9 protein-coding genes and 1 tRNA gene are annotated in these 8,096 nt (G+C 63.7%); 4 read left to right on the forward strand and 6 right to left on the reverse strand.

Features of this window, described 5'->3' with window-relative positions:
• Positions 1-2: 2 nt before the first annotated feature.
• Both K2Y56_RS13270 and K2Y56_RS13275 read right to left on the reverse strand, forming a co-directional pair.
• Positions 3-677: a peptidase inhibitor family I36 protein gene (locus tag K2Y56_RS13270; protein WP_292508010.1), complete on the reverse strand. Its 675-nt coding sequence runs from the start codon at positions 675-677 to the stop codon at positions 3-5.
• A gap of 163 nt (positions 678-840) precedes the next feature.
• On the reverse strand, positions 841-1,473 hold the full coding sequence (locus K2Y56_RS13275; RefSeq protein ID WP_292508013.1) for a 2OG-Fe(II) oxygenase: 633 nt from the start codon (positions 1,471-1,473) through the stop codon (positions 841-843).
• A gap of 136 nt (positions 1,474-1,609) precedes the next feature.
• Here K2Y56_RS13275 and K2Y56_RS13280 point away from each other — a divergent pair, with 136 nt between their 5' ends.
• Together K2Y56_RS13280 and K2Y56_RS13285 are read left to right on the forward strand one after the other, a co-directional pair.
• Entirely contained in the window at positions 1,610-2,068 is a 459-nt protein-coding gene (locus K2Y56_RS13280) for a hypothetical protein (protein ID WP_292508016.1), read from the forward strand.
• Positions 2,069-2,263: 195 nt separating this feature from the next.
• Positions 2,264-4,378: an ABC transporter ATP-binding protein/permease gene (locus tag K2Y56_RS13285; protein ID WP_292508020.1), complete on the forward strand. Its 2,115-nt coding sequence runs from the start codon at positions 2,264-2,266 to the stop codon at positions 4,376-4,378.
• 18 nt (positions 4,379-4,396) lie between these two features.
• Here K2Y56_RS13285 and K2Y56_RS13290 read toward each other — a convergent pair whose 3' ends face one another.
• From K2Y56_RS13290 to K2Y56_RS13300, 3 genes are read right to left on the reverse strand one after another with little or no spacing between them, the layout of a single operon-like run.
• The gene (locus tag K2Y56_RS13290) at positions 4,397-5,113 is read right to left on the reverse strand and encodes an LrgB family protein (RefSeq protein ID WP_292508023.1); all 717 of its coding nucleotides are present in this window, start codon (positions 5,111-5,113) and stop codon (positions 4,397-4,399) included.
• On the reverse strand, positions 5,110-5,508 hold the full coding sequence (locus tag K2Y56_RS13295; RefSeq protein ID WP_292508026.1) for a CidA/LrgA family protein: 399 nt from the start codon (positions 5,506-5,508) through the stop codon (positions 5,110-5,112). Before K2Y56_RS13295 ends, K2Y56_RS13290 begins: the two co-directional genes overlap by 4 nt.
• An 11-nt stretch (positions 5,509-5,519) precedes the next feature.
• Entirely contained in the window at positions 5,520-5,981 is a 462-nt protein-coding gene (locus K2Y56_RS13300; RefSeq protein WP_292508052.1) for a TerB family tellurite resistance protein, read from the reverse strand.
• Between the two features lie 199 nt (positions 5,982-6,180).
• On the opposite strand from K2Y56_RS13300, the gene K2Y56_RS13305 reads away from it, so the two are divergent.
• Positions 6,181-6,256: transfer RNA gene (locus K2Y56_RS13305), tRNA-Thr, on the forward strand.
• 257 nt (positions 6,257-6,513) lie between these two features.
• Here the strand turns inward: K2Y56_RS13305 and K2Y56_RS13310 are convergent.
• Positions 6,514-6,783 carry a hypothetical protein gene (locus K2Y56_RS13310; RefSeq protein WP_292508029.1) on the reverse strand — a complete coding sequence of 90 codons (270 nt, stop codon included), beginning with the start codon at positions 6,781-6,783 and terminating at the stop codon, positions 6,514-6,516.
• A gap of 256 nt (positions 6,784-7,039) precedes the next feature.
• On the opposite strand from K2Y56_RS13310, the gene K2Y56_RS13315 reads away from it, so the two are divergent.
• Positions 7,040-7,180, forward strand: a complete 141-nt coding sequence (locus K2Y56_RS13315) for a hypothetical protein (protein ID WP_292508032.1) — start codon at positions 7,040-7,042, stop codon at positions 7,178-7,180.
• Positions 7,181-8,096: the final 916 nt, after the last annotated feature.

An 8,096-nucleotide genomic window follows, 5' to 3' on the forward strand; every position in this document is an offset into this window, starting at 1 on the left:
GATCAGCCGTCACGTCGCGCGCAACGAATATAGGCCGAGGCTCCCTTCGCGCTCGCCCAGGTGAGGCGGTCGCCGTCGACGGTGAGCCGGACCTGCGACAGCCAGCGCCGGCCGCGATCGCTGCAATCGGCCGCCATGGTCCAAGTATTGCCCGCGCGGCGGCTGTCGCGAAAGCTGCAGATCGTCCGGCCCGCCTTGGCACCGGTGAGGGTAATCTTGGCCGGAATGTAGCCCTTTCGCCGCGAGGGTGCCTGACAGGCCGCCTGGGTCGGGCCCCATAAGCCTACGAATTCCGGGCGATTCACCTCTGGCACGGACGCGCCGCCCGTCGTGGACTGGGGAACCGCTTCGGGAAGCGGCGGAGCGGCAGCGCGAGACGCCGGCACGGCGTCGGTGGTCGTGGGTTCCGGGGAGATCGATGCGGCCGCCTCGGCGCGGGAAATGAGATCGGCCGGAGCCTGTGCGGGGATCGGCAGCATCATGAGGGCGCTCTGGGCGAGGCGCGCCTCGGCCTCGACCGTATCGCCATGCCGATAAGGCCGCTGCAAGCTGTCGTCCGAAAGGTAGACGGCTGTATATCCGAAGAAGATGCCCCAGCCGATCGCGAGCAGAACCGGGATGACGAGCCAGCGGAGAGAGCGACCGCCTGCATCATCGACGAGCGCAGGGTCGAACACTCCTTCGAATCCCTGCGCCATTGCCCCAGCCCCCTGTTCATAATTTATAAACCAGGATCTGGAACCCTGTGAAGCGACTTTGAGACCACACTCCAGACAAGTTCAAGCGGATCGCAGGTGGCGCGACGATTGAAACCACGCCGATTAAAGCAGCCCTCGCAGTTCAGCGGCCAAAAATTCCCTTGAGGAATTGTGCAGTGCGATTGCGCTTCTTCTTGCGCTCCAGCTCGGCAGCGTCCTTCACCCAGGCCACCTGGACGACGCGGCGCTCGCCCTCGAACGGCTCGTGGCCGTGCCAGGAATTGTCGGCTCGCAAGAAGGCGAACATGGTGCCCATGGTGGGCGGCACCTCGACGGCGAAGGGAGAGTAATTCTTGCCATCGTAGAGGACGCGAAGCCGCCCCGCGGCAGGCGCGTCCCAGGCGTCGTTCATATAAACGAGCAACGTCAGAACCTTGGACGGCCCGTCCGTATGGATCGAGCCGTACTTGAGCTGCGAGCGCTTCATGATCGTGGTGAGGCGCGGGCACGAGACGAGGTCCACGCCGAACTTTTCGCCCAGGATGGCCGAGAACGCGTCGCTCTCGAGTTCCTCGATCAGATCGCGAAATCGTCCCTTCAGGGCGACTTCGTCGACGGTGAGATAGCCGGGCTTGGCGATCGCCGGGAAATCCTGGCGGATCTCGTCCACGGCCTCAGGCTTAAGCACGTCGGTGCCCAGGCAGAAGCTGTAGGGCTCACGCGATACGGGCGCCGCACGCACCGCATCCAAGTTGAGGATCGAAGCACTGGCCATGGCGACTTTCTCTTTCCGTCGGAAATACGGCGTCGAAGAGAACGGCGCCGACAAGTTCGAGGTTCGGCCGTCTCCGGCCAGCTAGCCTTGCGGCATAGAGCCGGCGATTGCGGCGAGCCGGCGGCATTAAAGGTGATTGATCGACGGGATGGCCATTCGACGAACGGTTCCGATGCCGAACCGGAATGATCGGCCTTTCTGCCGAGCCATTCCACAGGCGAGCCCTTTCCGCAGGCGGCGGAAACTGCCATGCTTGGATCTGTCGATAACAGAAGCATCGCAAAAGTCCCCTGTGTTGAGCCGGATCGTCCTCGCGCTGATCGTCTGCGCTGCCGTCGTCGCGCCGGCATTCTCACAGCCCGTCCAGCCGATTCAGCGAATGGCTTGTGCCGACGCGATGGCCCTCGTGAGAAAGAGCGGCGCGATCCTGCTGAATGCCGGCGGGCCGGCGCTCGAGCGTTTCGTGAAGGACCGCAGCTTCTGCGAGAGCAGCGAGATCGCCGAGCTTCGCTTCCTGCAGACGCGCGACAACCCGGAATGCCCGGTCGGCTATCGCTGCCGCGAGCTCGGCATCAACGACTGGGATTGGCAGTAGCGATCCCGCCCTCGGTACCGTGGCTGAATTCAGCAAGGCCCGAACCCATCGATCACCTGCGTCAACACCGCAGTCCTTCGGCACTGGCGGGTGCCACGATCTCGCCATCTCTCATGGTCACTGCGGCGGAGGATGGCGGCATGCGATGGCGCTCTCCCAAAAGCCACCGACAAGAGCCACCGATAGGAGACGCGCATGGCCGTGTTGAGGACGGGCCTCGGCCTGCAGGGCGCCCTGACGGCGGTGTTCGCGCTCGTCCTGCTGCTCACCCCAGGCGCGCTCTCCCCGCCGCTCTACGTGACCCTGAGTGGCCTTGCCATGGCTGGCATCCTGTTCGCTTCCAGGCAGCTATCGTCGTTCCTCAAGATCTTCGTGGCGATGTACGGGATCGGCTACGTTGTGCTCGCAGGCGCGCAGCAGCTCGCGGGACTCGGGGTCCTTCCCGCGACAATCGCGGCCCTGCTGCCGCCCCCCTTCGCAGCCACCGGTGCCGTCGTCTTCGCAGCGATCGTGTTCGGGATCTCCCATCTCGAACCGATCCGCGCGATCACGCTGATTGCCGACCCCTTCTTCTCCACCCGCGACAAGCCGACCGACGAGATCGGACCGTTCCGGTTCTTCGGCAACACCGAGGGCAAGGTCGGGCAGCGGCTCGTCGCCCTCTCCATCTTCATCACCTTCGCCCAGGTCGCACTGCAGCTGCGTCTGAACTTCTGGTACCGCGATCTCTTCAATGCCTTGCAGGAGTACAATGCCGAGGCGTTTTGGTACCAGTTGATCTTCATCTTCGGTCCGCTGGCGACGATCTGGGTCGTCATCGGGATGTTCGACACTTTTGTCGACGCATCCCTCGAGATCCGCTGGCGGACCTGGCTGACGCGCAGCCTCTACGAGCGCTGGCTCGATGCCGGCGTCCATTACCGCATCCCCTTCACCGACGAGGTCGCCGACAACCCGGATCAGCGCATTCAGGCCGATGTCAGGCTCTTCATCCAGCAGACCATGGTGCTGTCGATCCGCCTTCTCTCCCAGGCGGCGACGCTGGTTTCGTTCATGGTGATCCTTTGGAGCCTGTCGCGGGACTTCGCCCTACCGTTTACCGATACGGTGGTCCCCGGCTTCCTCGTTTGGCTCGTCATCGGTTACGCGGTCGTCGGCACGTGGCTGACGCACCTCATCGGGCGTCCCCTGATCGGCCTCGACTTCAGGCAGGAGAAGGTCGAAGCGGATTTCCGCTTCTCCCTGGCGCGCTCGCGCATCTACTCGGAGCAGATCGCCCTGTTGCGCGGCGAGCGGGCGGAGTCCGTGCGCTTACGCAGCCTGTTCGGCGAAATCATCGGCAATTACGTCGACATCATCTACCGGCGGATCAAGCTCGGCAGCTTCACGCTGACCTATAGCCAGATCAGCGTGGTCTTCCCCTACATCCTCGCGGCGCCCGCCTACTTCACGAAGAAGATCACCCTCGGCCAATTCCAGCAGACGGCCGGAGCCTTCGCCAATGTCCAGTCCTCACTATCCTTCTTCATCTCGTCCTACACCACCATCGCGGCCTACCGAGCCAACACCAACCGCCTGACCTCGTTCAAGCGGGCGATGACCAAGGCCGAGGCGCTGAATGGTGCCGGCTACGGTCTCGTCCAGGGCAACGAGACAAAGGCGGACGTCACCGCCGCCGGCCTAGCTCTCGCTCTGCCCGACGGCCGCGAGATCGTCGCCGCCGAGCGTCTGGCTCTCGCCAAGGGCGCGGCGACGCTGGTGACTGGTCCTTCGGGCTCCGGCAAGTCGACCCTGTTCCGGGCGATCGCCGGGATCTGGCCTTTCGGCAAGGGCCGCATCGACGTGCCGCCTGGCCAATCGGCCCTGGTGCTGCCGCAGCGGCCCTACATTCCGCTCGGCACGCTACGCGGCGCGGTGGTCTATCCCAACACCACCGACCAGTTCTCCGACGAAGCGATCCGCGAGGCGCTCATCGCCACGCAGTTGCCGCAGCTCGCCGACCGGCTCGACGAGGTCGACGTGTGGGATCAGCGCCTCTCGGGCGGCGAGCAGCAGCGCCTCGCCATCGCCAGGGCGGTGCTGGCAAAGCCCGAATGGCTCTTCCTCGACGAATCGACGGCAGCCCTCGACGAGCCGAGCGAAGCGGCGATCTACCGGATGCTGCGCGAGCGCCTGCCGGGCACGACCATCGTGTCGATCGGGCACCGCTCGACGCTGCACGAGTTCCACGACCGCCGCCTCGACATGCAGGCTGCCAATGACGGCCGCTTCGTACCCAGGGATGTCCCGAAACCCGTCGCCGCCGAGTAGAGCCTCAGCGCAAGAAACTCAGCGCAAGAAACTCAGCGCCGCCGGCACCAGAATCGCGGTGAGGAAAGCGTTGAGGCCGAGGGCGATGCCCGCGAAGGTTCCGGCCACCGCACTGACCTGGAATGCGCGGGCCGTTCCGACTCCGTGGGCGGCAAGGCCTGCGGCGAACCCGCGGGCGCGGCGATCCTCTATGCCGAGACGGTTCATCAGCGGCGTGACGACGATGGCGCCCGTCATGCCCGTCAGCATCACGAGGACCGCTGCCAGCGTTGGGTCCCCGCCAAGGGTCTCGACGATGCCCATCGCCACGCCGGTCGTCACGGATTTCGGACTCAGCGCCACGACGACGTCCCGCGGGATGTCGAGCAGCAGCCCGAGGCCGAGGGCAGAGGCCACCGCCACCACCGACCCCACCAACAGCGCGGCCAGCATCGGCACCAGCGCCCGCATCACCGTCGCCCGGTACTCGTAGAGCGGGAACGCCAGGGCGACGGTGGCCGGTCCGAGCAGGAAGTGAACGAATTTCGCGCCGTCGAAATAGGTCGCATAGGGCGTGCTCGTCAGCCATAGGACTGTTGCCGTGATGATGATGGCGATCAGGACGGGATTGGCGATCGGGTGACGGTTCATCGCCAAGGCGAGGCGATCGGCGGTGAGATAGGCCAGCAGCGTCACGGTCAGCCACAGCAGCGGGGTGCGGGACAGATAGACCCAGACTGCGAACTCGCTGCTCATCGCGGATCTTTGCCGCGTTCGAGAACGCGTGCCACCGCCACGAAGGTGATCGCGGTCGCTGAGAGGGTCAGAATGGTCGAGATCGCTACGATGGCGGCGATGGCGAACCCATGCGCTGCAAGAATATCGAGCCGGCCGACGATGCCGGCGCCCGCCGGCACGAACAAGAGTGAGAGATGAGCGAGGAGTCCCTTGCCGGTCGCTTCCAGCGAGCCGTCGACCAGGGGCCGCGGCAGGACACGCTCGGCACCTCCCGGCGCGCGGTCGCGCAGGATCAGGAAGAGCAGGACCAGAGCCATCCCGATCAAGGGTCCGGGCACCGGCAACCCGAGCCCGTGCGCCAGGGCCTCGCCGAGGAGTTGAGCCACGAGAATGAGCGTGAGGGCGACGACCATCGTGGGACGAATCAGGCCGGGATCGGTGTGCTCGTGCGGGCCTGCGCGGTCTCGTCTTCGGTCAGCCCGAGGAGGATCCCGAGCCGTGAGACCAAGGCGTCCTCGAATTCGTGAACGGCGCCGTCGGCCGTCGCCAGGCTCCACGCCATCGCGAGGAGACGGTGCCGCTCATCATGGCTAGCGTCGTGCCCCAGCAGCTCAACGAGATCTGCCATGTCCCGGGTCTCGGCATCGAAAGCCGTCGCTCGTGCGATCAAAGCCTCCGCCTCGGCCCGCGTCTGAGCGTATGGACCTTCGACGAGCCGCGCGAGGCGCTCCGCTTCGGTCGGCGCGAGGGTGCCGTCCGCCCGCGCGACATGGACGAGGAGCGCGATCGCAGCGAGCGTTTCTTCCGGAGCATCGTTTCGGCCGTCGCCGGGGGCGATCCCGAATGCCTTGGCGGCATAGGACCTCAGGCGGTCGATCAGGGTCATCAGGGCCTCGCGGGAAACGGCCACGGCACCCTTCGGCTTGGGCATTCCCTCCGTCAAGCGAACCGGCCGGCCTACCGTGCCCCATGGCACACGGCGTTCCGCGGCGTGACGCGGCCGCATCGAGTTCGCTTCAACCTTGCCAAGCCTCTGCCAGCCCGATAAGACCCCCGCAACGCAAACGGATCATCATCCGCGTGACGCCGCTTTAGCTCAGCTGGTAGAGCACCTCATTCGTAATGAGGGGGTCGGGGGTTCGAATCCCTCAAGCGGCACCAATAATCCCAATCACTTAGATTCCGCGTTAGAGTGTGCTCACAGGTTCGCCAGAACCTCGACCCCTTCGCCTGAACCTTTTGCGGGTTCACAGACCTACGCCGCCTCTGCCTCCCGCACGGGAGGTCTGTAATGGTCTCTGGGATGTGAATGATCGGCTTCATAGCAGCGTGGGGCTCAACGAGCGCTTCTGTACGCTATGGCAGAAAGCAAAAAAGCCCCGCGCTGGGCGGGGCTTCTATCAGTTGATTGAATCAGATTAAGCGTCGTCATTCTCGTGTTCTGGGTCCTCGGCAAGGCGCTCAGCTGGATCGATCGTCTCCTGGGTGTGACTTCCCTCGATCTCCGGAGCTTCCTTTGTCCTGCCCCGATGATCGACCTTCATTCCATCCTTTACGGAACTGGCATCAAGGTCCGAGCTATGAATCGTCGTCCGAACGCTGTCAGCTTTGACATCTGAGGCGTCCACTTCGTGCGTCGTCGTCGTTGTGCGCATTGCATCAACGTGAGGCACCTTCTTCTCAGTCATCGTTTCCTCCCCGGTGTAAGTAGAGGTTATCAACGGTCAGGTTGAACGGTGGTTCGACGCCCGTTTGCGCGCTCAATTCCTGAACGGACATGATCCACCCATGGACGGAGCCTTCGGCGAGCCCGAGAGTGAGATCGGTGCCTGATGCCAAGTTCTTATGGCTTGACAGGATAGACCTCGTTCAGACCATCCTTGGTCACCACGGGCCGCGCCCAACCTTCCCCGAATGAAGAAACCATCCTCCCCGGCCGACGCCATGCCATCAGCCGCTGAACTCCTCGCTCTCGCGAAGATCGTCGAGACGAGGGATACCGGAATGACAGTGCCGAGGACCAAGGTGAAACTTTACGCCGAGGCCTTGCGGGCGCTGGCGCGGGAGTTGGGGAGGAAGAAGTGAGGTAACGGCTTCGGCCATTCACCCAGCATCAACAAACCTATGTTACCTTATCCTCGCTATGACGAGGGCGCTTCTCCCCTACTCCTTCGACACTGACCCAAACCTCCTTGAAGAGGCGATCGGCGCGTTGCGCATCTCGGGACAGATCGTCCAGAAGCTTGCGGAGCCGCCCGGCTGCTACAGTGTGAACGGCGGCGAGCCGAGTTCATCTGCGGCAGTGATTGCCCTGGCCTGGGATACCGGTCTCATGGGTGAGGACGGGGCCTAGAATTACGATGGCTGATCCAACCGTAGGCGAACTGTTCAAGGCGAAGGCGGTCCTAGAGGCGGATCTCGTCGCCGCAGTCGATGCCTTCATCGCCGACCCGTCGGACTTGGAACGCTAGACGTGAGGATACCTCTGACATAGCGCTGGCCTATCTCGCAGCGATGTCCGATCCGTTGCAGGCCAACTTCTCCGAGGTCAGGTTCCTCCGTGTAGCGACCGAAGCCCTCAGAGCCTCAGGCTATGCAGTGATCAAGGCTGCTCTCCGCCTACGAAAGAAACGACGATCCCACTTGGCGCATGGCAGGTGCGCTGCTAGAGCAAGGCATCCAGAAAAAGGGCCGCCCCGAAGAGCAGCCCAAGTCTAGGGAGGAAACGCCCATAAGGGCAGCAAGATCGCGACGCCATCGCGATCCCGCACCGCAATATGCGGCATTCGATATACCAGGGCAACCTGCTGCACCCTCAGCTCGGCCGCTTCAAGCGCGCCGGGCTCTTTAATTCTCGGTAGTGAGTGAACGGTATCGGACGAAAGGCGCCTCTTTCTGATAGGCGTTTGATCAAAGTTAAGATTTAGCCTGTCTTATTCACGAGGGCAGTGGATCTGTGGTGGCGAGCGTAGCGTAAGGCATTGATAGGGCTTAGGGATTG

This window comes from Methylobacterium sp. (assembly GCF_019745455.1).
GTDB lineage: Bacteria > Pseudomonadota > Alphaproteobacteria > Rhizobiales > Beijerinckiaceae > Methylobacterium.

Coding starts and splice junctions, on each gene's coding strand:
- K2Y56_RS13275 (WP_292508013.1), bottom strand. CDS start 1,473: ATGGCCAGTGCTTCGATCCTCAACTTGGATGCGGTGCGTGCGGCGCCC.
- K2Y56_RS13285 (WP_292508020.1), top strand. CDS start 2,264: ATGGCCGTGTTGAGGACGGGCCTCGGCCTGCAGGGCGCCCTGACGGCG.
- K2Y56_RS13290 (WP_292508023.1), bottom strand. CDS start 5,113: ATGAGCAGCGAGTTCGCAGTCTGGGTCTATCTGTCCCGCACCCCGCTG.
- K2Y56_RS13295 (WP_292508026.1), bottom strand. CDS start 5,508: ATGGTCGTCGCCCTCACGCTCATTCTCGTGGCTCAACTCCTCGGCGAG.
- K2Y56_RS13300 (WP_292508052.1), bottom strand. CDS start 5,981: ATGACCCTGATCGACCGCCTGAGGTCCTATGCCGCCAAGGCATTCGGG.
- K2Y56_RS13310 (WP_292508029.1), bottom strand. CDS start 6,783: ATGACTGAGAAGAAGGTGCCTCACGTTGATGCAATGCGCACAACGACG.
- K2Y56_RS13315 (WP_292508032.1), top strand. CDS start 7,040: ATGCCATCAGCCGCTGAACTCCTCGCTCTCGCGAAGATCGTCGAGACG.